The sequence below is a fragment of the Nitrosospira sp. Nsp2 genome (assembly GCF_003050965.1).
In the GTDB taxonomy this organism is placed as follows: Bacteria; Pseudomonadota; Gammaproteobacteria; order Burkholderiales; family Nitrosomonadaceae; genus Nitrosospira.
Genome location: NZ_QAOU01000001.1, coordinates 600876 through 626304 on the forward strand (window position 1 = coordinate 600876; position 25429 = coordinate 626304).

Sequence of the window (25429 nt, forward strand, 5' to 3'; positions counted from 1 at the left end):
CTATTCTCACCACATCCGGGCTTATTCCGGTTTTTCGCCCCTGGCGGGCGACCATGCACGGCGCAGTCGGGCGAGAGACCTATGCTGCCGCTGCATCGAGCGAATTAAGGCTTGCCCTCGCTATTTAATGGACAATCCGATGCGTTTGAGATCGTTGAAATTCCACCAGATCATGAAGGCCTTGCCCACAATGTTGCGTTCGGGAACGAATCCCCAGTAGCGGCTGTCGCTGCTGCTGTCGCGGTTGTCGCCCATGGTGAAGTAGTTCCCCTCCGGCACTTTGCAGGTGAATCCGCGGTCATCGTAGCTGCAATTCTGGTGGTGCGGAAATGGATGAACCCCCGCGAGCTGGATATCGGGAGCATCCGGGTTAATAAGGGTGTCGTACTTATGCCCATCAAGCGTTTCCCTGAAGCGGCGGTTGTAGACGTAATTAAGGCCGGATTCCACGTAAGTATATTCGCCTTGAGGTTCCATCGGCACCGGAACATTATTGATGGTCAACCGCTTGTCGCGGTAGGTAACGGTATCGCCGGGCACGCCGATAATACGTTTGATATAGTCCATGGACGGATTCACCGGGTACCGGAACACCATCACTTCCCCTCGTTTCGGCTCGTTGATATCCAGGACCTTGACATTCGCCACCGGCAGCCGGATGCCATAAGTGTATTTGTTCACGAGGATGAAATCCCCGACCAGTAACGTGGGTATCATGGATCCCGAGGGGATCTTGAAAGGCTCCACCAGGAAGGAGCGTAGACAGAAGACGACGAGGATGACGGGGAAAAAGCTTTTCGGATACTCCACCCACCATGGTCCCTGAGCTTCCGGCGCACGACGACGACTCAGCACGTAGCGGTCCAGCAACGCGATGCCGCCGGTTATCACCAGCAGTATCAGCATGATGAGCGGGAAGTTCATCGCCATTCCTTATTTTTCGAGTAGAAAGCCGTCCAGCATTAAACAAAACCCAGTCCGGGGCATTACAAGGGTGTGCAGCGGGCTGATGGCTATTTGTCGCCAACCTGCAAAATTGCAAGAAAAGCTTCCTGCGGGATCTCGACGTTACCAACCTGTTTCATTCGCTTTTTTCCCGCCTTTTGTTTTTCCAGAAGCTTCCGCTTGCGACTAATGTCGCCGCCGTAGCATTTGGCGAGCACGTTCTTGCGTAAGGCTTTGATACTTTCCCTGGCAATGATATGGGAGCCGATGGCAGCTTGCACGGCGATGTCGAACATCTGCCGGGGGATCAATTCGCGCATTTTCTGCGCAAGTTCCCGCCCGCGGTATTGGCTGTTGCTCCGATGCACGATCAGCGAGAGCGCATCCACTTTCTCGCTGTTAATGAGGATGTCCAGCTTGACCAGATCAGAAGCGCGAAATTCCTTGAACTCGTAATCAAGCGAGGCATATCCGCGGCTGGTGGACTTCAACCGGTCGAAGAAGTCCATTACAACTTCGTTAAGCGGGAGTTCATAAGTGAGCATTACCTGCCGGCCCATGTATTGCATGTTTTTCTGCGCACCGCGCTTGTTGATGCAGAGCGTGATAACCGATCCCAAATATTCCTGGGGTACCAGGATAGTGGCGGTAATGATCGGTTCGCGGATTTCCGCTATTTTAGAGAGGTCGGGTAATTTGGAGGGATTTTCGATTTCCATCATGGAGCCGTCGCGCAACACGATCTGATACACCACGGTTGGCGCGGTGGTGATGAGATCCATGTCGTATTCCCGCTCCAGTCGCTCCTGAACAATATCGAGATGGAGTAGCCCGAGGAAGCCGCAGCGGAAACCGAAGCCCAGGGCTTGCGACGTTTCCGGTTCATACTGTAACGATGAATCGTTGAGTTTCAGTTTCTCAAGCGCATCCCGCAGGGCATCATATTGATTGGATTCCACAGGGTAGAGGCCGGCGAATACCTGCGGTTTTATCTCCTTGAAGCCGAGCAGTGGTGCGGCGGCAGGACGGTCAGCCAGCGTTACGGTATCGCCAACCTTGGCGGTTTTCAGTTCCTTGATGCCCGAAATGATGAAACCGACCTCGCCGGCGCCGAGGGAGTCACGGGTTTTCGATTTGGGCGTGAACACGCCGATCTGCTCGCACAGGTGAACGGCCTTGCTGGCCATGAGCATGATCCTGTCTTTTGGTTTGAGCACGCCATCCAGCACCCGTACCAGCATCACCACGCCTACATAATTATCGAACCATGAATCGATAATCAAGGCTTTCAGCGGGGCGGCAGGATCTCCCCTGGGGGGAGGGATACGTGCGATTACCGCTTCCACGATGTCCTGCACACCCTCGCCGGTCTTCGCGCTGGCGCGGAGGGCATCCTGTGCGTCTATGCCGATTATGTCTTCGATTTCCTTGATCACGCGATCAGGTTCGGCTGCTGGCAAATCGATCTTGTTCAATACCGGCACCACCTCGACACCCTGTTCGATGGCGGTGTAGCAATTGGCGACCGTCTGGGCCTCTACGCCCTGCGATGCATCGACCACCAGCAGAGCGCCTTCGCATGCCGCCAGCGAGCGTGATACTTCGTATGAGAAATCGACGTGGCCGGGAGTGTCGATCAGGTTCAGCAAGTACTGGTTGCCGTCGCGCGACTTGTACTCCAGCGCAGCCGTCTGGGCCTTGATGGTAATGCCACGCTCCCGCTCCAAGTCCATGGAATCCAGCACCTGCTCCTCCATTTCCCGATCCGACAGGCCGCCGCACAAATGAATGATGCGGTCCGCCAGGGTGGATTTGCCATGATCAATGTGGGCAATGATGGAGAAATTTCGAATATGGTGCATCGGGGACTGGAGAATGATCGAGGAAGGCTATGGGGGCTGACTGGGAACAATTAAAAAGGGCACGTGCCGTGCCCTCTTGAATCTCTGGGGCGCAGTCCCGCAGGACCCCGCACAGATTCGGCAACCTTCTTTATTCGAGAAGTGCGCATTCTAGCGAATTTTGGCTAAATAAGCATCTAGCGCATTCCGATCGAGATGATAGTGACAAATCTCCTCCCCGCCCTTCGCCACCAGCACTGGAACTCGTTCGCCATAACGCAGCCGAAGATCGTCGTCGCTGTCCACGTCCGTCACATCGAGGCGAAACGGGAGCCGCGCCTGCAATTGCCGCAGCGCGGCAATCATGTTCTCGCAAAGATGGCAGTGTTCCCGGGCATAAACCATCAATTCGATGGGGCTGTCGCCGGGAACAGGGCCTGGAGCGGGATTTGTTACCGGCTTACTTGTTGTCACCGTTTACTTTCATGGTAATGAAGGTGGTGGTATCGCCGCGCCGTACCAGGAGCGCGATGTTTCGTCCTTTCGGAGCCTTGTTAAGCAATTGGTTAAATTCCTCGACAGTTTTTACATCCTGGTTGTTGATGCTGAGAATCACGTCGCCTGGGCGGACGCCGGCGCGGGCGGCAATGCCCGGCCCCATATCCTCTACCAGCAGGCCGTTGTCCACCTCCAGCTGTTTCTTCTGTTCCGAAGTGAGTTCGCTCAGGCTCAACCCGATTCGGTTGGTATCCGGGGCTTTCCCGCGCTTGCCGCCGCGCCCGGCGGCTTTCTCATCAGGCGGAAGCTCGTCCACCGTGACCGCGATGTCTTTGGTGGCGCCGTTTCGCCATACCTGTACCTGGACCTTCGACCCCGGCTTTGTTGCGCCTACGATACGGGGCAAATCACCTGAGCTGGTTACCGTTTTACCGTCAAATTTCAGAATGACGTCTCGCGGCTCAATCCCTGCTTTCTCTGCGGGACCGCCTTTCTGCACAGACGCGACCAGTGCTCCGCTTGCCTTGGGTAAGCCAAAGGATTCCGCCAGTTCCTTGGTTACTTCCTGAATCAGGACCCCAATTCTGCCGCGGCTTACTTTGCCGCTCGCGATCAACTGGTTGGAAATTTCGGTGGCGACGTCGATGGGTATGGCGAATGACAAGCCCATGAATCCACCGGTGCGACTATAAATCTGCGAATTGATGCCGACTACTTCCCCCTTCATATTGAATAAAGGACCGCCCGAATTGCCGGGATTGATGGCCACATCGGTCTGGATGAAGGGCACGAAGTTTTCCTGCGCCAGAGAGCGACCTTTGGCGCTGACAATACCCGCTGTAACGCTGTTCTCGAACCCAAAGGGCGCGCCGATAGCCACGACCCACTCGCCAACCTTGAGCTTTTCGGGATCGCCTTGGGTGACCTTGGGCAGACCCGTGGCATCAATCTTCAGGAGCGCGATATCCGTTCTCCGGTCGGCTCCGATCAGTTTGGCGCGGAATTCGCGCTTGTCCGTCAGTTTCACATTTATTTCGTCGGCCGTATCCACCAGATGGGTATTGGTCAGAATATAACCGTCCGAACTGATAATGAAGCCCGAACCCAGCGATTTCGACTCGAAATCTTTGGGCATTCCATGGGGAGGAGCGTAGCGTCGGAAGAACTCGAAGAAGGGATCATCCTCCGGAATATTCGGCATCCCGGGGAAAGTCCGGGTGCCCATGCTGGGAGCCTGGACCGTGCTGATATTCACCACGGCGGAGCCCTCCCTTTCAACCAGATCGGTAAAATTGGGCAGATCTCCGGGTTGCGCCGAAACGGCAGTAGATAAACCGAACAACGCCACAAGAAAAAATTTGAGTATCATTCTCTACCTTTCATGGGAAATAAAACTGCAAGCCGGGTATTAGGGACTAGAAAAATGTCTATCCCCGCTCACTCCGCGCTTTATAGCGCAACTATAGTCTATATGCAGGGTGTATTGCACTGTTCAAGGGTGATACTGATCTGAAACGGGGCCGACTAATCCTCGCATGGAACTGAAGTGCCGAGGGTTGTAATGCTCGAGGGTCGAAATATCCAGCGGTTCGTGCACGGGGGCGGGGAAGGTGGCTCAGGCAAGGGGTTTATGCCAATGGGCTTCGCAGGACTCGTCAATCGGTTTTGTGGGTGGCCACAGAGTTTCCAATCTGCATGACTGTAGCCGGGGGCACCTCGCCTACCGTAGTGATGACGTTGTCTGCCATGGTGCGGGTATAGATATTGATCGCTCCGCGGCTGTGGTAAAGCCCCTCGGCCGGCGGCGTGAATTGCTTCGAAACAGGCTCGATGAATACCGACACGGCGGCAAGGCCATCCGAAAGCGCAATATGCGCTACAGGCCTCGATTTTTCAGAAAGATTGCGCTTCATTTCAATGATCTTTTTGAACCCCGGGGGCGGATCCTTGACTTGCCAGCCGAGTTGTCCGCTTTTGATCGTCGACGATACCAGGTTGGTGTTGTGCCATCCGGCAGCCTTTCCCGCATATCTGGATTTCAACAATTCCTTGTCTATCTTGCCGCCGATTTTCAGGTCCGTGAACACGAACTGTTCCACTACCCGGTCCTTGTCCATCACCGCGGCTTTCAGCAGCAAACCGGTTTCGGTATCCACCCACAGCTTTTGCCCATAGCGCTTGTCGTCCCTGGGTTCCAGCTCGATGACCTGGCAGAGGTAGTCGCTGACGCGTTCCACTCCGCCCATTTTCACAATGTAGTTGTCATCGAGGTTGCTCAACGGCTGGGGAAGCAGTGCCGGAAAAACCTTTCGCAGCCAGCGCTTTTCGGTGACAACGGTCTTGGTGTCCGGCAAATAGCATCTCATCTCGTCATTGTTGCGGACAATCTCACGTGGCGAGCCGTCGAGAACCTCGCTTCTTTCCTGCTCCCCTTCCTCGTTTACCAGATGGACGATCCGAGAGGTTTCAATCTCGCTGCCGGACGAATAGACAAAAGTGCCGACGTAGTTATGCTGGCGAGGCGCTGCAGCGACTTTTTGCAGCCAGCCTAATGCTTCTTGGGATGAACTGGACGGGTTTTGAGCGAATAAAGGCTGACCGCTGGTGCTTAGCAGCAACAGGGCAGCCAGTGCAACTCGTGTCATCTGCCGAAATGTTCGCGCGACTGGGCTACCGTACGCGTATAAGGCGCTGCGCCATGCATTGCGGTACTAGGCGAAAACTCTCTGTGCGCCAGGAGGTAATCATTCATTTGAACTGGAGCGGATGCGGTAACCGGAGTTGCCGCAGCTGGTATGACAGGTATCGCGTTGACGGGAGTGGGCCGGGCGTCAGCAAGATTTTGCTGCAATGGATTGGGTGCTTGCGTCGTTTGCAAACTCATCCAGCCCGCGGCAAAAACCGCGGCTATCGAGGCAGCGGCCGCATAAGCGACAGGCTTGCGCTTTGCCTTCGGACGAAGCACCGTCACGTTCGGCGTCGCAGGGATCAGGGGTTCCGCAGCCAATCTTGCGCTCACACGCCGCGAAACGTCAGTTTGTCTTGCCTCGGAATGCTCCAGAACATCACTGATCAGATGATACACCGCCCACTGGTCCCGGAGACCGTCTGTAGCCTCGAATTCCCGGATTACGCTTGCCGCGTCTTCCTCACTTAGCTCACCATCCATTAACGCCGATATTTTTTCCTGCATGCTACCACCTCTTGTCTTTGCCGGTCCCCAGCAAGGGCCGTAGTTTTTCCGCTATCGCTTCCCGAGCGCGAAATATGCGCGACCGGACCGTACCAATGGGGCAATTCATGATTTCCGCAATTTCCTCGTAACTCAGTCCTTCTATTTCTCTTAGCGTAATTGCCGTCCGCAACTCTTCAGGCAATTCTTCCAGCGTCTGGTTCACTGTTTGAGCGATCTGCTTGCTTGTCAGTTCACTCTCCGGCGTGTTCATTTCTCGCAACTGGCTCGCTTCCTCAAATCCCTCGGCATCTTCGTTATCGAATCCAGCCGTGGTAGTTGGCGCGCGCCGGCCCTGAGCCACAAGAAAATTCTTCGCCGTATTAATGCCAATCCTGTACAACCAGGTATAAAAGGCGCTGTCTCCACGGAATGACGGCAGAGCCCGGTACGCCTTGATAAAAGCCTCCTGGGTAACGTCTTCGACTTCCGTTGAATCCCGGATAAATTGCGAAAGCAATCGTGCAAGCTTGCGCTGGTATTTGACCACCAAAAGATCGAACGCCTGTTTATCGCCATGCTGCGCGCGCTCCACCAGTTGTTGATCAATTTCCCGGTCACCCATGCCGCCTAATCCCTGAATTGATGATTCTTAACTTGCAATTGCTGCAATATCATGCAGCTCAGCCAAGTATACCCGTTCAAGGGTCCATCGGGGAATGACGCGCTCCAGGCTTAATATCCGTGATCTGTGTACAGAGACAATGCATAGTATAAATTAGTTCAGTTGAAAACGTGGTTATTCCACGGATAGAGCAGTCGCATCTTTTTAACGTTTTGCAAGTGAACTCAAGGCCTCTCGCGACCCGGCGAAATTATAAAATCGGCGCGGGCGAACACGGCCCCCGCAGGTCGTCCAGCCCCCTATCGCCGTGCACGGAAAGCTTCAGCAATTACAGCTGATCCGTGTGGCCAGTCATGGCGCCGCTGGGAGTATTGAAGAAGGCTTCCTGTACTGATTTTGTGAACGGGAAAAATCGTCCCGATCGGCTTTCTCCGCGGCTTATAGGGATCAGCTAGTTGCATCGCCCCCCATGTTGCGGCAGCTCTCGGCGCAGTCACGGCATGCACTCGCGCATTCTTCCATGTCCCCGATCTTCTCGCAGCTTTCCGCGCAGGCATCGCATATTTCGGTACAAACTCGGCAAATCTGCTCGCTGAACCTGGAACCGCTCAACATGAAATTTGATGCGGTCTGGCATATTTCAGCGCAGCTCATCATCAGACGTAAATGCTCGGGCTCGACGTGCTCGCCTCCCGATTCGAGGCAATAAGTCATCGCCGTCTGTAAACAGATCTGGTGACAGCTATTACAAACGTCAATGCATGAGTCAATGTTCTGGCTGGTATTCATAGAAAGTGCCATGACAGCTCCTTGGGGGCAGTTAAATGGATTCCGCTGAGTTAGGAGGTTTCCGCAGCCTCCAGGCAGACTTCGGGCCAGACTTGGGTCTTTTGGCCGGGTGAATACATGGCGGTGACGCAATAATGTGCGCGCATGACTGGGTGCATTCTGTTCGCTACCCGACGGAACCGCGACGTAATCCGCAAACCTTTATCCTCACTGGGTGCCGGCAGGGCGTGTGCATCAGCTTTCTCGCTGCGGCAGGCGTCTCTCATCTGCGAACTGCGATCCCCGTCTAGGGGGAAACTTATCGGCGGAGATCCCATCGCCTTATATAAATAAAGGGCAGCGCGAGGTCTGGTATCATTCCGCTCCTGAAACAAAACAATAACCTCAAGTGCCACGACTTCATTTCGATACTCTGATTATCGGCAGCGGTCTCGCCGGTCTTACCCTCGCCCTCAATCTGGCATCCGGCAGGAAGGTTGGGCTGATCACAAAAAAAGCCTTGCTCGATGGAGCCAGCGGTTGGGCGCAGGGGGGCATTGCCGCAACGCTGTCGCAAGAAGATTCACCCGAATCTCACATCAGGGATACGCTTGTGGCAGGGGCTGGCCTGTGTAACGAAGCAGTTACCCGCTACGTGGTCGAAAACGGTCCGCAGGCCATCCAGTGGCTGATCAGCCAGGGAGTGCCATTTACCCGCGATCATGACAATGGGACCGGATATCATTTGACACAGGAGGGTGGCCACAGCGTGCGGCGTGTCATTCATGCGGCGGACGCGACCGGGCAGGCGGTTCAGCTCACCCTGATCGACCAGGCCCGCAACCATCCCAATATCACCGTACTTGAGCATCATGTCGCGATCGATCTCATTACCAGCGCGAAGTTGAGCCATCTGCCGGCGGCCGGCGATGGAAAGAGCAACCGCTGCTATGGTGCCTATGTGCTGAACAGCGCAACTGGCCAGGTGCAAACCATCGGGGCGGGGAGTACCGTGCTGGCGACCGGCGGGGCGGGTAAGGTGTATCTCTACACCACCAATCCGGATACGGCCACCGGCGACGGCATTGCGATGGGTTGGCGTGCGGGTTGTCGGATTGCGAACATGGAATTCATCCAGTTCCATCCCACCTGCCTTTACCATCCGCATGCCAAATCGTTTCTAATCAGCGAGGCAGTGCGCGGGGAAGGGGGTCTGCTGAAGCTCCCTGATGGGTCGCGTTTCATGCCCTGGCACGACGCCCGCGCGGAGCTTGCGCCGCGCGATATCGTCGCCCGCGCAATCGACTTCGAGATGAAGAAGCGTGGGCTCGATTGCGTTTATCTGGATATCTCGCACAAACCCGAGGATTTCCTGAAGGAACACTTCCCCAACATTTATAAGCGCTGCCTGGAATTCGGCATCGATATTACCAGGCAGCCCATTCCCGTCGTGCCCGCGGCCCACTACACCTGTGGTGGCATCGTGACAGACCTTAACGGCAAGACCGACCTGGACAATTTATTTGCCGTCGGCGAGACCGCCCATACGGGTCTGCATGGCGCCAATCGGCTGGCAAGCAACTCATTGCTGGAATGCCTGGTATTCGGGCAGGCCGCCGCGAAGGATATTACCGGGGAGGCGCCCGAGCCTGCCGTGGACCTGCCCGACTGGGACGAGAGCCGCGTCACCAACGCCGATGAAGAAGTCGTCATCTCGCATAACTGGGATGAACTGCGGCGCTTCATGTGGAGCTATGTGGGGATCGTCCGGACCACGAAGCGACTGGAGCGCGCGCGGCGCCGCATCGAGTTGCTGCGGGAGGAAATCAACGAGTATTACGCTACCTTCCATGTGACCAGCGACCTGCTGGAATTGCGGAATCTCGTCGATACCGCCGACCTGATCGTGCTAAGTGCCATGCTGCGCCATGAAAGCCGTGGCCTGCACTACAGCCGGGATTATCCGGAGTTGTTGCCGCAGGCAAGGGATACGATATTAAAAAAATCAACAATCAACAATCAACAATCAACAATTAACAATTCACAATTAACCATCAAACCATGAACCTTGAGTTCCCATCGAAATCTGCGCCCCGCGTGTCAATTAAAGAAATAGTTTTTAGCGATGGTACAGTCGTAGACGCGTCGGAAAATGACATTTTTGTAATTGTTGGTCCAAACAACGCGGGAAAAAGCGGTGCGCTTCGCGCTGTTAGGGAAAAGCTCGAAAATCCAATACACACAAGTCAGATCATAAGACAAATTACTGTTAATCGAACTGGTAGTTCTTCGGAATTTTTGGATTGGATTAAAAATTGGGCTCTGGTGCTAAACCATTTTGGTCCCGAGAACCCGATCTTCCAAGCCCTAGGGCACGGAATGGCTAAACGTGATATTGAAAGCGTGTGGCCAAACGCAAATAATTCTCTCGGCGGTATTTCCCGCTGGTTTTGCCATCTTTTAACCACAGAGGAAAGGCTACAGATTTGTAACCCACCCACTAATATCTCGCTGCTTCATGATAACCCCGTTCATCCGATTCACTTTCTTCAGCGCAATGATGAACTAGAGCTAATTCTTAGCGCAAGATTTCGGAAAGCCTTTGGGGTCGATTTGATAGTGCATCGAAATGCTGGTGGCATGGTGCCATTGTATGTTGGCGCAAGACCGGTTCCAGCAGAAAACGAAGACAGAGTCAGTATTGGCTATATAGCAAAGTTGGAGCAACTTCCAACTTTGCATACTCAAGGTGATGGGATGCGAAGCTTTGCCGGTGTTCTTTTGGCTACATCGATTGGCAGAGAGACAATAGTTTTAATCGATGAACCGGAAGCGTTTTTGCATCCGCCTCAAGCCCGTTTGCTGGGAACAACTATGGTCCAAGACCGGTTGGAAGGCCGGCAGCTTTTTATCGCCACGCACAGCTCTGATGTTGTGCGCGGAATTCTCGATACAGGGAGTAAAAATGTTCGAGTGATTCGTATCAAACGTCACGGGAATACCAATTCAGTCCGGCTTCTAGATAACGATAGAATCAAGGAACTGTGGGGGGACCCGCTTCTTCGTCATTCGAACATTCTAGACGGGTTATTTCACGAAGCTGTCGTTGTATGCGAAGGTGACGCAGATTGCCGCTTCTATTCGGCCATAATGGATTCTATAATTATCGCTAATAACGCCGAGCGGCGCCAAGATATCGTGTTCACCCACTGCGGGGGAAAAGCCCGCCTGCCAGTTGTCATTCATGCACTTCGAGAAGTTGATGTTCCTGTTTGTGCCATAGCGGATTTTGACATTCTTGCAGACGAGAGCACCCTATCTCGTGTTGTTACTGCCCTTGGCATGAATTGGGACGCTCTTCGGGCGGACTGGGAGACCGTAAAGTTTGGAATAGATAGTAAAAAGCCTGAGCTCAAGAGCGACGAGATAAAGGCTGAGATAATCAAAATTTTGGATGGAATCAAGGGAAACCAGTTTTCTACAAAAGCAAAAAACGATATCCAAGCGATATTAAGACGATCATCGCCTTGGGCACAGGCGAAAAGTGTGGGCGAGGCATTCATACCGGCTGGAGACGCATCAAAGGCAGCGAAAAGGCTGCTCGCAGAACTTCGAAAAGGAGGTCTTCATATAGTTGAAGTGGGCGAGCTAGAAGGTTTTGTCAAAACGGAAGCGGGGCATGGACCTAAATGGGTAAATGCTGTCCTTGCCAGGACGCTTGACACAGACCCTGAACTAGAGGCTGCTCGTAAATTCGTACAGAGATTGATCAAAGCTGATTCAGATTAAAGCTTATTCCAAGAATGGTACCCTACGGAAGAAAAAGGTTTGTTGACGTTTTTCTCCATCTTTATTCCGTTTTCATCTGCCGGATGAAGAAGGGACACGACAGTTATTTTATTTCGCACACCTCTGCGGTGTCGATCGTAAATTCGCACGGTTCCGGTTTTTCCATCCAAGGGTGGCGATCCATCGGGCCGGAGCATCCTGCATCCTCCAGCAAGGCGCGGGTACCTGGTGCATCGCATACCAGCACAACGGAATGGCGCGCCTGCCGCAGCACCCGGACCGTGTAGTCATTGAAATTATCCAGCAGTGCCGGATCATGCCGCGTGGCGAGCGTCAGCAGTTCTCGGTCGTTAAGTTCCGGCGGCGGATTCTTGTAGCGGACCGTCGATTCCACCGCAGCAGATAGTTTCGTCAGCGCGGAAGCCTTGATGTACATTTCCTCCCTGTCGGGGCGCTGCGGAACCGGCGCGCAACCCGCCGCCAAGGCAAGCACGAGCGCTACCGTGACAGTAACCTTAACAGGTGTCCGGATCATCGTGGTCACCCCTGTCCTTTCTCCTGCCAGTAGACATAACGCCCGGTCTGGTCGCGCCCGGTATCGAGATTCCAGTTAACCGCCGCAGTCTGGTAGGTATTGCTGTTGTTGAAGATTGCATCGGCAATGTGTGCCCAGGCATTCAGCACGTTTTCCATCGCCCGGTCGAATATCTGGTCATAATGCATCGCGCCGAGCGGGGTTTCCAGCGCCTCCAGATACTGCGGGTCGAGATCGATGATGGCCGGATAGGTCAAGCCGATGTTGGCCGCGACATGGCGGGCAAAGGGGGGCAGCGCGTTACCTTCCTCGGCCTTATCGACGATGAACTTGAAGGAACCGTGCCAGTCGTTGATGACCGGAGGATGGGTTTGACAGGCGGCGGGGTAGCAGGTCTCAAGCATGCGCTGCCAGGTGCTGGCAACAGCCGTGTCGAGTTTTCCGCTGCGAGGGGGCTCGCAGCAGCCCCAGATCCCGGAATCGAGGTGTTCGGCCAGGCCTATTTCACCGATATTCAGCCGCTGGAAGATATAGGCATCCTGGTGCATTTCGCAGGTTCGATGCCTTCCCTTGTTCTTCTGGTATTCACCCACCTTCAGTTCGACCACGGGATGGATGGTTACATCGGTCACGACATGGCTGGTATAGCCCAGCAGCCAGGCAAACGTCTTTTGCTGCGAGGGGCCGTCGAGCTTCCTGATATGGTCAATGCCCGCTTTGACCATATCCCCGGTTTTCTGGTAGTGCATCCGGTCAGCCCACTCACACGCATCGGGATGGGCAATATCCAGATAAGGATAGTCCGGACTGATCGCGCCGAGTTCGCAAAAGCGGAAGTAGTCGAGTACAGGAACAATGGCCTCGGGCTGGAAGCCATGGCTTTCAAGACGGACCGGTTCCCGGATCAGGTTGACCAGGGTGAGGTGTGCATAGGCGCCCGGCATTAATGTTCCGCCGCGATGGATTGATCCGTCATGAGCATGGTCTCCTCCTGGAGAATACGGGCCGCGACATCGCGGCGATATAAAATTGAAGCGGTCATTGTTCGTATTTTCTCCTAATTTGAGAGAGCTGTAACATCCACAGCAGTATTTTATGGCGTGAAAACACCTTCATTCTCATCCATGGGCCGCGACCCCTCCGGTTCAACTGTCCGGCAGCAACCTTAACAATGCCTGCGCAAGTGGCCGGGCATGACCCTATTCAAGTCATGAGGCAATCGATATCCGCGTGATTCGCGTAGGGTCTTGCCATAAGGTCGCGGATACGTTACTAAGGCTGGATGTTTAATTATTTCGAAAAAAAGCTGTATCCCTATCCCGATATCGTGGACCGGGTTCCGCCGAAGGGATTCCTGGCTTTTGTATGGGAAGCCACCAGCGGGGTCCGGCGCTATCTGGTCGGGATGACCTTGCTTACGGCCGCGATAGGCGCATTTGAGGCGTTGTTGTTCGCCATTCTGGGAAAAGTGGTGGATTGGCTGAGCCGCATACCCCCCGCCCTGTTGTGGGAGCAGGAGCGAACGACGTTGCTTCTGTTCGCCGGATTATTGGCTGCCAGCCCCATATTGGTGGGATTGCAAAACCTGTTCAAGCACCAGGTGCTGGGCGGCAACTTTCCGATGCGGTTGCGTTGGAACTTCCACCGCCTGATGCTTAACCAGAGCATGAATTTTTACCAGGACGAATTTGCCGGCCGCGTGGCGGCCAAGGTGATGCAAACTGCGCTGGCGCTGCGGGATGTCTGCTTCATTCTCGGCGATATCCTGGTCTATGTGACGATTTACTTTTTCACCCTCGTTGTGGTGGTAGGTAATTTCAGCGGCTGGCTGTCCCTGCCTTTTATCGGCTGGTTCATTCTCTATGCGGGCGCATTGCGGTTTTTCGTACCACGGCTGAGCCGGGTTTCTCAATCCCAGGCCGACGCGCGCGCGCTCATGACGGGGCGCATCAGCGATGCGTACACAAATATCGCTACCGTAAAGCTCTTTTCGCACACAGGCAGGGAAGCGGGTTACGCGAGATCGGCCATGCAGGATTTTCTAAAGACGGTATACAAGCAGATGCGATTGGTGACCACCTTTGAAATCGTCAATCAGATCATGGGGGCGCTTCTGATCATCAGCGCGACCGCGGTCGCATTGCTGTTGTGGGCCGATAACGCGATAGGCGTGGGTGCGGTGGCGGCGGCTTGCGCGATGGCGCTGCGGCTCAACGGCATGTCGCACTGGGTAATGTGGGAAATGGCGACGTTATTTGAACAGGTCGGCACCGTGCAGGATGGGATCGAAACATTATCCCGTCCGCATGTGGTGACGGATTTTCCCGAAGCGAAACCCCTGCGAATCCGCAAGGCCGACATTCGGTTCGAGGATGTTTTGTTCTGTTACGGCGGAACGACGCCTGTCATCGATCATCTTTCGCTCCACGCCAGGCCGGGCGAGAAAATCGGACTCGTTGGTCGTTCGGGCGCGGGTAAATCGACACTCGTCAATCTGTTGCTGAGGTTTTATGACATCGAGCAGGGGCGTATATCGATCGATGATCAGGATATCAAATATGTTACCCAGAATAGCCTGCGCGCCAATATCGGAATGGTCACCCAGGATACTTCGCTCATGCATCGTTCGGTGCGGGAGAATCTCTTATACGGCAAACCGGGTGCGACGGACGCGGATATGATCGCCGCGGCGAAAAGAGCCGAGGCACATGACTTTATCATGAGCCTTACTGATCCCGTGGGACGCGCGGGCTACGATGCGCACGTGGGCGAGCGCGGCGTGAAACTTTCCGGCGGGCAGCGCCAACGGATCGCGATCGCCCGGGTCATGCTCAAGGACGCGCCTATTCTCCTGCTGGACGAAGCCACGAGCGCGTTGGACTCGGAAGTGGAATCGGTCATACAGTCGAGTTTATACCGGTTGATGGAAGGCAAGACCGTCATCGCCATCGCCCACCGCCTGTCGACGATTGCGGCGATGGACCGGCTGATTGTAATGGATAAGGGCCGGATCGTGGAGGAAGGGACCCATCAGGCGCTCATCGAGAGCGGCGGTCTCTATGCCCGCCTGTGGAGCCACCAGAGCGGCGGCTTTCTGGGTGAAGATGTCTAGTAGCGGTGGAGTATGCTTGAACATCGAAAGACTACTCGCTAGTAGTCTTGCTTTTTTATTTCCGGGAGAGTTCGCTCGTCAGGAATTCTGCCAGACGCCGCGCGTGCACCCTCAGTTCAGGAACTGCGATTGCTTCCCACAGGCCGGCCTTCAGCATGGGACCGATATAGAAAAGGTTGTCTGCAGGCGCCCCACCGCGATCGACTACCTGGTACTCATCATTCACTTCGAACCCCAGCCTTGTGGGGTCCTGCTTCAGGTAGCCTTCGTCTCTCAACTGGGCGATCAGCGGTAGCGTTACCTTGCTGATATCGCAGGTTGGGCCGGTGCAGTTCACCAAGCGGCTGACATCGAGCTCCTTGGGTTGGCCGGTGTGCCTCTCCCGTATTCTGATCGATACGTTGCCGCCCTTTACTTCATAGCCCTGGATCTGGCCGGCTACCGCTTCCACTTGCCCCGATTTGAGCATGTTTCTAAGGCGTAAATGCGCGGCCGGTGCGAGCCGATGGCGGTGTATGTCCCAATACGCGACAGCGCGGGAAAGAAATTTCTTCCGTTCTTCCACTGGAAATCGTTGCCATATGAGGGGCGTGTGGGGACGCAACAGGTTGATCGTGTCACGCCAGTCGCCCCCGTTTGCAGCATTTTTCCTGATCTCCAGCCGCAGGGCGTGAAAATAGGCGCGCACGGTTACGGGCAAATTCTCGAGAAACGACGGAAAACCGGCCGCGGCGGGCGGTTTTGGATTGAAACGGTGGGGCTGGGGAAAAAGCCCATGTCTCGAGATCAGGTAGACTTTCCGTGTGCTGCTACTGATGGTGAGGCGGAACAACACGTCGAACGCGGTCAGCCCTGTACCCAGGATCGCGACCGGAGCCTCTCCATTCGTGCGTTCAAGCACAACAGAATCCCACGGATTGCCGATATATACGCCGCTTTCATGGAGTCCGCTAATGGCAGCGGGGGTGGAAGGGGGAAAATGCCCGAGGGCAAGAACAACCTGATGGGACCGGATGCTTCGTCCATTCGCCAGATCGATCTGATAGCTATCATCCTCGGGGCGCTTCCGAATCGAGACGGCCTCGCCGCGCACCTGTTCGAACGGCGTTCCGCCACTTTGTTCTGCCGCCTGTTGCAGGGTGAGCTCCAGATAATCACCATAAAGCCGTCTTGACACAAACGTTGCGGAATTGAATGCAGGATCAATGTTCTGGCAAAACTGCACGAAATGGTTGGGGTCGTCCGGCAGCGCACTCATATTGCCGGCCGGCACATTCAATAAAAAATTATCGTCCCAGGTCCCATAAGCAAGTCCCCGGCCCGGCCGGGTGCTGCGGTCAACAAGAACGATACGTACCGTCGCTCCCGGATTCCGGCGAAGGATATTGACAGCAGTGAGAGCGCCACAGAAACCGGCGCCAATGATCGTAATTATTTTTGTTGGTGAGGAGACGTTATCGCTCATGGGTCGCTGTTTCCCAAAAGTCAGGGCGGCGCGGATCGCCTGAACAGTAATGTTTTGAAAGCAACAACGCGGGAAAAGGCGGATAGTCGGGGCATGCCGGAACGGTACGGGTGATAAACCGGGGTATAAATTTGCGGCATAACTTGTGCCGCTTAATCGGCGAGTTCCACGTCCAACTCCGGCCTGACGCCGGATCGAACCGCCGCCTCGGTCAGCGATGGCAGGCAGAACTCGATGAAGCGGTAAGCATAGCCCCGAAGATAATGGCCGCGCCGGACGGAGATATTGGTTGTATGTTTTTCGAACAAGTGCGAGCTATCGAGCAGATTGAGCCGGGTATCGCGGTCGGGGTTGAAAGCCATTGACGCGACGATGCCAACCCCAAGCCCGAGTTCGACGTAAGTCTTGATCACGTCCGCATCCAGGGCCGACATGGCGATGTCGAGCACCAATCCTGCCTGCGCGAACGTCCGATCGATTCCCGTCCGTCCGGTAAATCCCTCGTGATAGGTGATGATGGGGAACTCGGCAATAGCTTCCAGCGTGAGCGGGCGAACCGATTCAAGTGGATGTCCGTGTGGCACGATGACCGCATGATGCCAGGAGTAGTATGGAAATAAGGCCAGTTCCGCAGCGCTCTCCAGCGCCTCGGTTGCAATACCGATATCCGCCTGCCCATCGAGCAGCATCGACACAATTTCTCCCGGGCTGGATTGATGCAGGACAAGATGTACCTGGGGGAAGGCTTTCTTGAACTGGGTGACGACTGACGGCAGCGCATAGCGGGCCTGCGTATGCGTAGTTGCGATAGTGAGCCTGCCCTGGTCCCGCTTGCTGAACTGTTCGGCCAGTCGTTTGACATTCTTTGCGTCCAGCAAAATGCGTTCGACGATCTTCACCAACTCCTTGCCGGGGTCGGTTAATCCCAGCAGGCGCTTGCCCTTGCGCACGAACAATTCGATCCCCAGTTCATCTTCAAGATCCTTGATGTGCTTGCTTACGCCGGATTGGGAAGTAAACAGGGCATTCGCCGCGTCTGTCAGGTTGTAGTTCTGCCGGACCGTTTCGTGGATGATGCGCAGCTGTTGAAAATTCATATTGTTATTTTGACAAGAATAATATCGATAAAGGATTAAATTCCGGCGCCACCCTCAAATGCTTCGTAACGTGCCTGCGCCTGTGAAATGCTGCTGCCAGGGGGCACACTGCGCGTAAGCCAGATGTTGCCACCGATGGTTGACCCACGTCCAATAGTGATTCGGCCCAGAATGGTGGCGCCCGCGTAAATGACTACATCATCCTCGACTATGGGGTGGCGCAAATTGCCTTTTATCAGCGCCCCATGCTCATCCACTGGAAAGCGTTTGGCCCCGAGTGTTACGGCCTGATATAGACGCACATGCTGGCCAATAATGGCTGTTTCGCCAATGACAACCCCAGTGCCATGATCAATGAAAAAACTCCCCCCAATCTGCGCACCCGGGTGAATCTCGATGCCCGTGATGGAGTGGGCAATCTCCGAAATCATGCGGGCGATGAGAGGAGTGCCAAGGCTATGCAGTTCGTGCCCGAGCCGGTAATGGGCGACGGCGGTAATGCCAGGATAGCAGACGAGCACCTCGTCCATCGTCCGCGCTGCCGGATCTCCCTCATAAGCCGCGCGGATGTCGCTGTCCAGCAAGCCGCGAATGTGCGGCAGGCGTTTGGCGAATGCGTGCACAATATCAGTCGCACGCTCGCGATCGGCATCGCCCAGTGTCTCCAGTTGCGAGGCAAAGTGCAACTCGCGGCTTACCTGTACCAGCAACTCACGCAGCGCCACATCCAGCGTATGGCCGACGTAATAATCAATGCCCGCATCGGTGAGTTCCGGCTGGCCCAAGCGGTTAGGGAACAACGCGGCGCTTAATCCCTCCACAATACCTGCGAGGGCTTTGCGCGACGGAAGCTTGGGCGGGCGGTCGCGGCGTTGCCTGTATTCCAGCGACGCAACCCGTACCGCCCGCAACTCGGCGACAATGTCATCAATACTGCGCTGCATGCCTTTTAACGGAGATCCATCATTTTTCTTTGGAGAAAATGTCTGTGGCGCGAGGGGAGGGACAGGTCATGCGGACGCCCCGTTGTCGCGCTCGGCACCGGAAGTGCCGGACCCCGAATTAGCCTTCTCCGGGATCCGGCGGATTAACGCAGCGGTGGGCCCAGCCTCCCTGTATTTCACCCTTTTTACCTTGCTCTGCGCCCTGTGCCGCGTTAAAAAATATTACGTCCGCCGCGCAGGCGATGCAATGCCGTCACCAGAGCATCGACATCCGCGAACGTGTTGTACATTGCCAATGAAGGACGTACCGTGGTTTCCAGGCCGAAACGGCGCAGGATCGGTTGGGCGCAGTGATGTCCCGCGCGTACCGCGATTCCCGCCTCGTTCAATCCGCTGCCGACCTCTTCGGTGGTGAATCCTTTGAGTGCGAAGGACAGCACGCCTGCCTTGTCCTTAGCCGTGCCAATCAGCCGCAGCCCGGGAACAGTACTGAGGCCGCGTGTCGCGTAAGCCATCAACTCATGCTCGTAGCGGTTGATGTTGTCGATGCCGATGCGTTCCACGTACTCTAGCGCAGCACCAAGTCCCACCGCATCCGCAATATTTCCCGTCCCCGCCTCAAAACGCGCCGGCGCCTCGTGGTATTCCGTCTTCTCAAAGGTGACGTTCTGGATCATGTTGCCGCCTCCCTGCCATGGGGGAGTGGAATTGAGCAGGTCCCTTTTACCGTACAGGGCCCCAATCCCGGTTGGACCGAATACCTTGTGGCCGGAGAAAACAAACCAGTCGCAATCGAGTTGCTGCATGTCTACGCGCATGTGCGAGACGGACTGGGCCCCATCCACCAGCACCCGGGCCCCGACTCGGTGCGCCATCTCGATCATTTCCCGGGCTGGGGTTACGGTGCCGAGTGCGTTCGAAACCTGGGAGAGCGACACGACTTTAGTACGCGAGCCGAGCAGTTTCTGATATTCATCCAGCAATATCTGGCCATCGTCGTCCACTGGCGCCACGCGAAGTTTCGCACCTACCGCGTTGCACAACTGCTGCCAGGGGACGATATTGGCGTGGTGTTCCAGCCAGGTAATGACGATTTCGTCCCCTTCCCTGACGTTTTGCCGGCCCCAGCTGTGAGCAACAAGGTTGATCGCCTCGGTCGTTCCCCTGAGAAAAACGATCTCGTCTGCCGACGGCGCGTTGAGGAAGCGGCGCACGGTTTCCCGCGCGCCCTCATACGCATCGGTGGCCCGCGCAGCGAGTTCATGCGCGGCGCGGTGAATGTTGGAGTTTTCGTGCTGGTAGAAATACGTCAGGCGATCAATGACGGATTGAGGCTTCTGCGTGGTGGCGGCATTGTCCAGCCAGATCAGGGGGCGACCGTTTACCCGTTCAACCAGGATCGGGAAGTCGCGTCGCACGGCATTGGCGTCAAACGGGGGATGCGCTCCTGTAAACCCTGGCATCGCCGATGCCCGGGCGCCACTGCCGAACGGGGTGGCACCGTCGAGAAAATAGAACGACGGCTCATCGGTGCGAGGAATAGGCAGCGCGCCCGTGCCAGCCGAGGTTCCGGAATTGCTGCCAGGAATTTCATAGGATGGAAGAACAGAAGGCACGCCAGGAAACCCTGTAAACGGGCCGGTATCGGCAAAGGGAATATCAGTGCCGAACGCCGGAGGTTCGGGAAGGTTCATTGCCTGTGCGGCTGCGCCAGCATAGGGAATAGCGTAATGAGACCCCCCTGCCTGCGCGGCGAATGGCGCGAAACCAGCAGGGCCTGGCCCGGCCGCGGCGGACGGTGGCACGTCGTATGGTCCCTTTGGGGCGACCGGGGAGGGTGCAGGCGTTCGCGAAAACGGCGTAGCAGAAGCGGAACGGGGCACATGGTACGGGCCCTCGGGAGCGATCGCCGACGCTGCATGCGTTCCCGGCACAGGCGCTGCGGCAGCGGATGGCGGTACGCCGTATGGCCCCTTCGGGGCAACCGGGGAGGGTGCAGGCGCCCGCGAAAACGGCGTGACGGAAGCGGAAGGGGGTATATGGTATGGGCCCTCGGGAGCGATTGCGGACGCTGCATGCGTTCCCGGCACAGGCGCCGCAGCGGCGGAGGGCGGTACGCCGTATGGCCCCTTCGGGGCAACCGGGGAGGGTGCAGGCGTCCGCGAAAACGGCGTAGCGGAAGCGGAAGGGGGTACATAATATGGGCCTGCGGGAGCAACCGGGTGGGCCGCGGTGGCCCTGGGATGAGAGGCAGCCATATCCGAGCCGGGAACCTCGGACAGTATCCCCTCAGGTCGATGATTAACGAAAGACGGCGGAACGTGCGCCGCTGCCGCAGAATGGGGGACGTTGTATGGCGTTTCGAAGGCAGCAGGGGAAGACCAGGGGGCGGCTTCGCTTATGCCGGACGGCGACACGCTGGCATCGCCGGACGGTTTCCCCGTGACGCGCTGTCCGGGAGGCGTGGAGTATCCCGGCGGAGTCGAATAAAATTCGTTGGCAAGGCGGGTAAGCTCCGCGACGTCCGGGAGATTGCCTGGCGCTTCGTTCAATCCGCCTATCCCCAACGGATTACTTGGCGTATTCATGCTTGTAGTCATGATATTTGCCAACCTCGACATTTTCAAGTATGCCAGCGGCATCCTCCGTGAGAACCGCAAGCGAGCAATAGAGTGAAATCAGATACGATGAGATCGCCTTGTGATTGATGCCCATGAAGCGCACCGACAAACCCATGCCCTGTTCTCCCGCCAGTCCCGGCTGATACAACCCGACGACACCCTGACGGCTTTCCCCTACGCGCAGCAGCAGGATGGCGGTCTTGCCGTCGACAACATCAATCTTGTCGGTCGGAATGAGCGGGAAGCCGCGCCAGGTGAGGAACTGAGAGCCGAAAAGCGAAATGGTGGGCGGGGGGACGCCACGGCGCGTGCATTCACGCGCGAACGCCGCAATGGCGGCGGGATGTGCCAGGAAGAACGCTGGCTCTTTCCACACGCGGGCAATCAGTTCATCCATGTCGTCCGGCGTAGGCGCGCCGGTACGGGTTTTGATCTTCATGCCGTTATCTACGTTTCTGAGCAGGCCATACTCCTCGTTATTTAGAAGCTCCCGCTCCTGCCGCTCCTTGACAATTTCGATGGCAAGGCGAACCTGCTCGTGAATCTGGTTGTGCGGGCTGCTGTACAGGTCGGAAACGCGGGTGTGGATGTCCACCACCGTGTTGACCGCGCTCAGGTAGTACTCCCGCCCCCACTCCTCGTAATCCACGAAAGTCGTATTGAACTCGCGTTCTTCCTCTCTCTGTGAACAGTCCACGGTGATCTTGTTGGGGTCTTTTACCTTGTTGACCCGGTAGATACCCGCTTCAACGGGCACCCAGTGCAGCATGTGGGTAAACCAGCGCGGCGTGATGAGCCGTAACTGCGGGACGGTTTTGGTGGCGTTGGCCAGCGTTCGTGCGGCCACGTCCCCCAATGCGGAGTGTCCCTGATGAATGTCTGCCATTTCTTTTTCTCCCTGTCGAGTTAATAGTACTTACGGTTGATGATTAGCACCCACGAGCCAAGGCTCAAAGTCGATGCTGCATTAGTTATAGCAGATTTAGATATAAGCTTATATCAATTTGTTTTGATGAGATGAGTCATTTCAGATAATCATCTGTTAACTAAACAAATGTATTTAGTGATGGCTCGATATGGGGCTCCATTTATGCAGCGGAGGGCCTGCCGGTTTAGGGAAGCCCGAAAATTGGATTCCGAGGCCGGCAAGCGGGTTAGTCCCGTTACAAGCGGTTGGCCCCGGGAGCGCGACCCAAGTAATTATTTAATCATGAGATTCGGTCGCGTTCGCCAATCCTGGAAGAAGAAAAAGCGCTGGCCAATGGCCAGCGCCGCAAGTTACAACAAAGGAGAAAGATGCCACGGGGTCAAAGTTATCAGCGACCCTTTTCTGAGGGAACCAATATCATTTCATTTGCTTATCTTTTTTTTGGATAACAAAGCACAATGCCCGTGGGCAGATATTCTGATTCCACCCTCTTTTTTTGCCCACTGCAGCGTCAGGGTTTATTGAGGGCTGTCTGATAAGCTATGCATATTTCCTTGGTTTGATTCCGGGGAGACGGATGCTAGATTTCCTCCTGATCACCTGCATCGGAGGAAAACAAAATGTCTTTTATTAAATCCCGCATAGTTCTTACGGTCGTTATATCCGTCCTCAGCCTGGGCGCGGCGTATGCAGCGTTGCAAACACTCTCTGACCGTCCCCCCGAGAGCGCTGCATCAGTGTTGTTTACAGAGTTGAATAAGGCATTCGCTACCCACTGGAGAGGCAGAACCGGCGTCGATATCAGCGTCATGCCCGCTCAGAGCAAATCGGGCAAGCCGATCCAAGCGGTGGTTGACGGTCTCGGTGTCGCGACCCTCGCGTTGTATTATGATCTGGAAAAGTTGCGCGAAAAAAACCGGTTTATTGCCCCGGTCTGGAATCCCGTCCCGCCACAACAGGCTCCCGAAGCCGCACTGCCAGCTTCGCCATATACATCGACCGTTGTATTTCTGGTGCGCAGGGGAAATCCAAAGGAGGTTCTTGACTGGGATGATCTTCTGAGGCCTGGCCTGGGCGTGGTAACGCCCCATCCACGTCTCTCGGAAAGCGGCCGATGGAATTACCTTGCGGCGTGGGGATACGCCGTGAAACGATCCGGCAGCAACCGGACAGTTGCGCTTGAGTTTGTCACGAAACTGTTTAACAACGTCAAGTCATTGGCAACCGCTGACTTTATCGAGCGTGATATTGGCGATGTACTGTTAGTCTGGGAAAGTGAAGCTCACGGGGTTGTCCGCGAATTCGGCAAGGGAGCGGCAGACAGGTTCGAAATCGTTACCCCCACAGTTTCCATCGTCGCCGAGCCGGCAGTCAGCGTGGTGGACGCGGTCGCTGATATGAATGGCGATCGCGACGTGGCTATCGCCTATATCGAGTATCTGTACACGACCCAGGCCCAGGACATCGTCGGCAGGAATTATTATCGCCCGAGAGACTTATGGGTGCGGATGAGGTACGCCCATCAGTTTCCAGCGCTGGAGTTGTTTACGGTCGATGAAATTGTTGGCGGATGGAAGCAGGCTGAAAAAATTCATTTTGCTCAGGATGGGATTGTCGCGCAAATTCTAGAGAACCGAGTGGTGGTTGGGCCCAGGAACGAGAGGGGCGCGGCGCTCTTGGACAGGCGTGGAAAGTGAAAGAAAGCCCCGAGGCGGTTTAAACGGAAGTATTCATGTTGCTGCGGGGTGAGCCCGCGGTCTAAGCGTTCTTGTATTCTCTTCATGCTTATTTCCGCATTGTGGGGAAATCGCGCCAGGAACCGGAATCGGCGTCCAACGCGTGAAAATAAAAAACCCGCTGAGAGCGGGTCATTTGGTGCTTCGTACCGCTGATCCGGATTTATGTAATCCGATCGCTGCGTATCTTCCTGCCTCTACGCTTTCGCGGGGCTGCATAACCGGATAACGCCACAGCGATAAGCAGAAGCGCCCCAAGTTCAACAACCACTGTCGCTTCATGGACAGAATGCGCAGGAGTTTCCACCAACCTTTCCAGACTTTCCGCCTGTTCACTGGCTTCCCATGTCAGTACTTCGGCAGCAGAGCCGGTGGGACTGGTAAGCATGGGGTTTTCGTAGAAGGCTTTTTCGCTTTCCAGTATCAGCCCCGTGGCTAACCCAATTACAGCAATGATAATCATCGTGGTTCGCATGTACTGCTCCTTTTAAAAGATGATCACTTTCGCTCAGCCGCAGCAAGGGCTAAAAAACAAAAACCCGATAGCAGGGTGAGTGCTATCGGGCTGAGGTACTACTAACTATGGAGGGAAGTAGTTGCCACAAGCTGAATTTTACAGGTTTGATCCATGTTTTCTATTGGACCAAGGTACAACTCTCCAAGAGCCGGAGCAAAAGCTCCACCCGGTCTTGTGCCGACGGGGCATTTTACGAAACCACTAGTTGTCGAATACATCATAACCATGTCCGCGAAAGGGGTTGGCGCCATTAGGACTACTCATCCATTCGGAAGTTCACAACTATGGAAGAAACGACTGAAGAGAAGGGGTGGAAGCTGAGGATGATGCGAAGGGATGGGGGGGCCGCGGTCAATTCTGTTCTTTCCACTTCCACCGCAACAGTACCCTCAACTGCCTGAAATCCTCAGCAGCGATCGAGTCAGGCAGAATGACAACGCTGCGCGCATGAAGTTTGTGCCACCATCCGATCTTATTCAGGGGTTTCAGTTCGAGCACAGTCAGATAAGGCGCGACGAAGCTGCTGCCGAGCAGCGCGCATGCAATACGTTCGCCGCGCCGTGTTTCCAGGATGCAGGTCATGTCATCCGCAAGCGCCAGACTTGTTATCGATCCGGGGGAGTTTCGCAACGCGTAATTTCTCAAATAGATAACCAGACTGATGGCCAGCGCGGCCGTTGCGGCCAGCTTGGCGGCGACGGGCAACATGAGCGGCCACAGGAGAGAAATCGCCGCCACGTGCGCCAGGCCCAGCATTAAAGCAAGACGAAGAGATGATCCAAGACGAAGGACGAGGAGAGGAGGTAAAGAATCCATTATGGCTCCATTATCTCATT

The 25429-nt window shown here is 55.5% G+C and carries 21 protein-coding genes; 4 read left to right on the top strand and 17 right to left on the bottom strand.

Annotated features, from left to right (window positions below; genetic code table 11):
• Positions 1–120: 120 nt before the first annotated feature.
• The 8 genes from lepB to C8R31_RS02690 all read right to left on the bottom strand — a co-directional run bounded on the left by lepB (position 121) and on the right by C8R31_RS02690 (position 7882).
• Positions 121–924, bottom strand: a complete 804-nt coding sequence (gene lepB / locus C8R31_RS02655) for a signal peptidase I (RefSeq protein WP_107692810.1) — start codon at positions 922–924, stop codon at positions 121–123.
• An 89-nt stretch (positions 925–1013) separates the two neighbouring features.
• Positions 1014–2807, bottom strand: a complete 1794-nt coding sequence (lepA, locus tag C8R31_RS02660) for a translation elongation factor 4 (protein ID WP_107692501.1) — start codon at positions 2805–2807, stop codon at positions 1014–1016.
• Between the two features lie 150 nt (positions 2808–2957).
• The gene (locus C8R31_RS02665) at positions 2958–3260 is read right to left on the bottom strand and encodes a glutaredoxin family protein (protein WP_258192503.1); all 303 of its coding nucleotides are present in this window, start codon (positions 3258–3260) and stop codon (positions 2958–2960) included.
• Positions 3247–4653, bottom strand: coding sequence for a DegQ family serine endoprotease (locus tag C8R31_RS02670; protein WP_107692503.1), 1407 nt, complete (start codon positions 4651–4653; stop codon positions 3247–3249). The genes C8R31_RS02665 and C8R31_RS02670 overlap by 14 nt, the downstream gene beginning before the upstream one ends.
• A 286-nt stretch (positions 4654–4939) precedes the next feature.
• On the bottom strand, positions 4940–5929 hold the full coding sequence (locus tag C8R31_RS02675) for a MucB/RseB C-terminal domain-containing protein (RefSeq protein WP_107692504.1): 990 nt from the start codon (positions 5927–5929) through the stop codon (positions 4940–4942).
• Positions 5926–6477, bottom strand: coding sequence for a sigma-E factor negative regulatory protein (locus tag C8R31_RS02680; RefSeq protein ID WP_107692505.1), 552 nt, complete (start codon positions 6475–6477; stop codon positions 5926–5928). Before C8R31_RS02680 ends, C8R31_RS02675 begins: the two co-directional genes overlap by 4 nt.
• Before the next feature lies 1 nt (position 6478).
• On the bottom strand, positions 6479–7081 hold the full coding sequence (rpoE, locus tag C8R31_RS02685; protein ID WP_107692506.1) for an RNA polymerase sigma factor RpoE: 603 nt from the start codon (positions 7079–7081) through the stop codon (positions 6479–6481).
• A 447-nt stretch (positions 7082–7528) separates the two neighbouring features.
• A complete protein-coding gene (locus C8R31_RS02690) occupies positions 7529–7882 on the bottom strand; it encodes a four-helix bundle copper-binding protein (RefSeq protein ID WP_258192504.1) in 354 nt (117 codons plus the stop codon).
• A gap of 376 nt (positions 7883–8258) precedes the next feature.
• Between C8R31_RS02690 and nadB the strand changes: the two genes are divergently transcribed.
• Complete coding sequence (gene nadB, locus C8R31_RS02700) at positions 8259–9914, top strand: L-aspartate oxidase (RefSeq protein WP_107692508.1); 1656 nt, start codon at positions 8259–8261, stop codon at positions 9912–9914.
• Positions 9911–11638 carry an AAA family ATPase gene (locus C8R31_RS02705; protein ID WP_107692509.1) on the top strand — a complete coding sequence of 576 codons (1728 nt, stop codon included), beginning with the start codon at positions 9911–9913 and terminating at the stop codon, positions 11636–11638. Before nadB ends, C8R31_RS02705 begins: the two co-directional genes overlap by 4 nt.
• A gap of 103 nt (positions 11639–11741) precedes the next feature.
• Here the strand turns inward: C8R31_RS02705 and C8R31_RS02710 are convergent, their stop codons facing one another.
• Both C8R31_RS02710 and C8R31_RS02715 read right to left on the bottom strand, forming a co-directional pair.
• Positions 11742–12173: a hypothetical protein gene (locus C8R31_RS02710; protein WP_107692812.1), complete on the bottom strand. Its 432-nt coding sequence runs from the start codon at positions 12171–12173 to the stop codon at positions 11742–11744.
• 5 nt (positions 12174–12178) lie between these two features.
• The gene (locus tag C8R31_RS02715; RefSeq protein WP_107692510.1) at positions 12179–13117 is read right to left on the bottom strand and encodes a zinc dependent phospholipase C family protein; all 939 of its coding nucleotides are present in this window, start codon (positions 13115–13117) and stop codon (positions 12179–12181) included.
• A gap of 338 nt (positions 13118–13455) precedes the next feature.
• Here C8R31_RS02715 and C8R31_RS02720 point away from each other — a divergent pair, with 338 nt between their 5' ends.
• Positions 13456–15285: an ABC transporter ATP-binding protein gene (locus tag C8R31_RS02720; protein ID WP_107692511.1), complete on the top strand. Its 1830-nt coding sequence runs from the start codon at positions 13456–13458 to the stop codon at positions 15283–15285.
• Positions 15286–15340: 55 nt separating this feature from the next.
• Here C8R31_RS02720 and C8R31_RS02725 read toward each other — a convergent pair whose 3' ends face one another.
• The 5 genes from C8R31_RS02725 to C8R31_RS02745 form a co-directional block, all read right to left on the bottom strand.
• Complete coding sequence (locus tag C8R31_RS02725) at positions 15341–16750, bottom strand: FAD/NAD(P)-binding protein (RefSeq protein WP_107692512.1); 1410 nt, start codon at positions 16748–16750, stop codon at positions 15341–15343.
• A gap of 152 nt (positions 16751–16902) precedes the next feature.
• Entirely contained in the window at positions 16903–17847 is a 945-nt protein-coding gene (locus C8R31_RS02730; protein ID WP_107692513.1) for a CysB family HTH-type transcriptional regulator, read from the bottom strand.
• A gap of 35 nt (positions 17848–17882) precedes the next feature.
• Positions 17883–18791: a serine O-acetyltransferase EpsC gene (gene epsC / locus C8R31_RS02735; RefSeq protein WP_107692514.1), complete on the bottom strand. Its 909-nt coding sequence runs from the start codon at positions 18789–18791 to the stop codon at positions 17883–17885.
• Positions 18792–19003: 212 nt separating this feature from the next.
• Positions 19004–20881 (bottom strand): family 2A encapsulin nanocompartment cargo protein cysteine desulfurase, encoded by a 1878-nt coding sequence (locus C8R31_RS02740; protein ID WP_375136112.1) that lies wholly within the window; start codon positions 20879–20881, stop codon positions 19004–19006.
• A gap of 481 nt (positions 20882–21362) precedes the next feature.
• Complete coding sequence (locus tag C8R31_RS02745) at positions 21363–22298, bottom strand: family 2A encapsulin nanocompartment shell protein (protein ID WP_107692515.1); 936 nt, start codon at positions 22296–22298, stop codon at positions 21363–21365.
• 662 nt (positions 22299–22960) lie between these two features.
• On the opposite strand from C8R31_RS02745, the gene C8R31_RS02755 reads away from it, so the two are divergent.
• A complete protein-coding gene (locus tag C8R31_RS02755) occupies positions 22961–24037 on the top strand; it encodes a sulfate ABC transporter substrate-binding protein (RefSeq protein ID WP_107692517.1) in 1077 nt (358 codons plus the stop codon).
• 202 nt (positions 24038–24239) lie between these two features.
• Here the strand turns inward: C8R31_RS02755 and C8R31_RS02760 are convergent, their stop codons facing one another.
• Together C8R31_RS02760 and C8R31_RS02765 are read right to left on the bottom strand one after the other, a co-directional pair.
• Positions 24240–24551 carry a hypothetical protein gene (locus tag C8R31_RS02760; RefSeq protein WP_107692518.1) on the bottom strand — a complete coding sequence of 104 codons (312 nt, stop codon included), beginning with the start codon at positions 24549–24551 and terminating at the stop codon, positions 24240–24242.
• 393 nt (positions 24552–24944) lie between these two features.
• Positions 24945–25409, bottom strand: coding sequence for a protein YgfX (locus C8R31_RS02765; protein ID WP_107692519.1), 465 nt, complete (start codon positions 25407–25409; stop codon positions 24945–24947).
• Positions 25410–25429 lie beyond the last annotated feature (20 nt).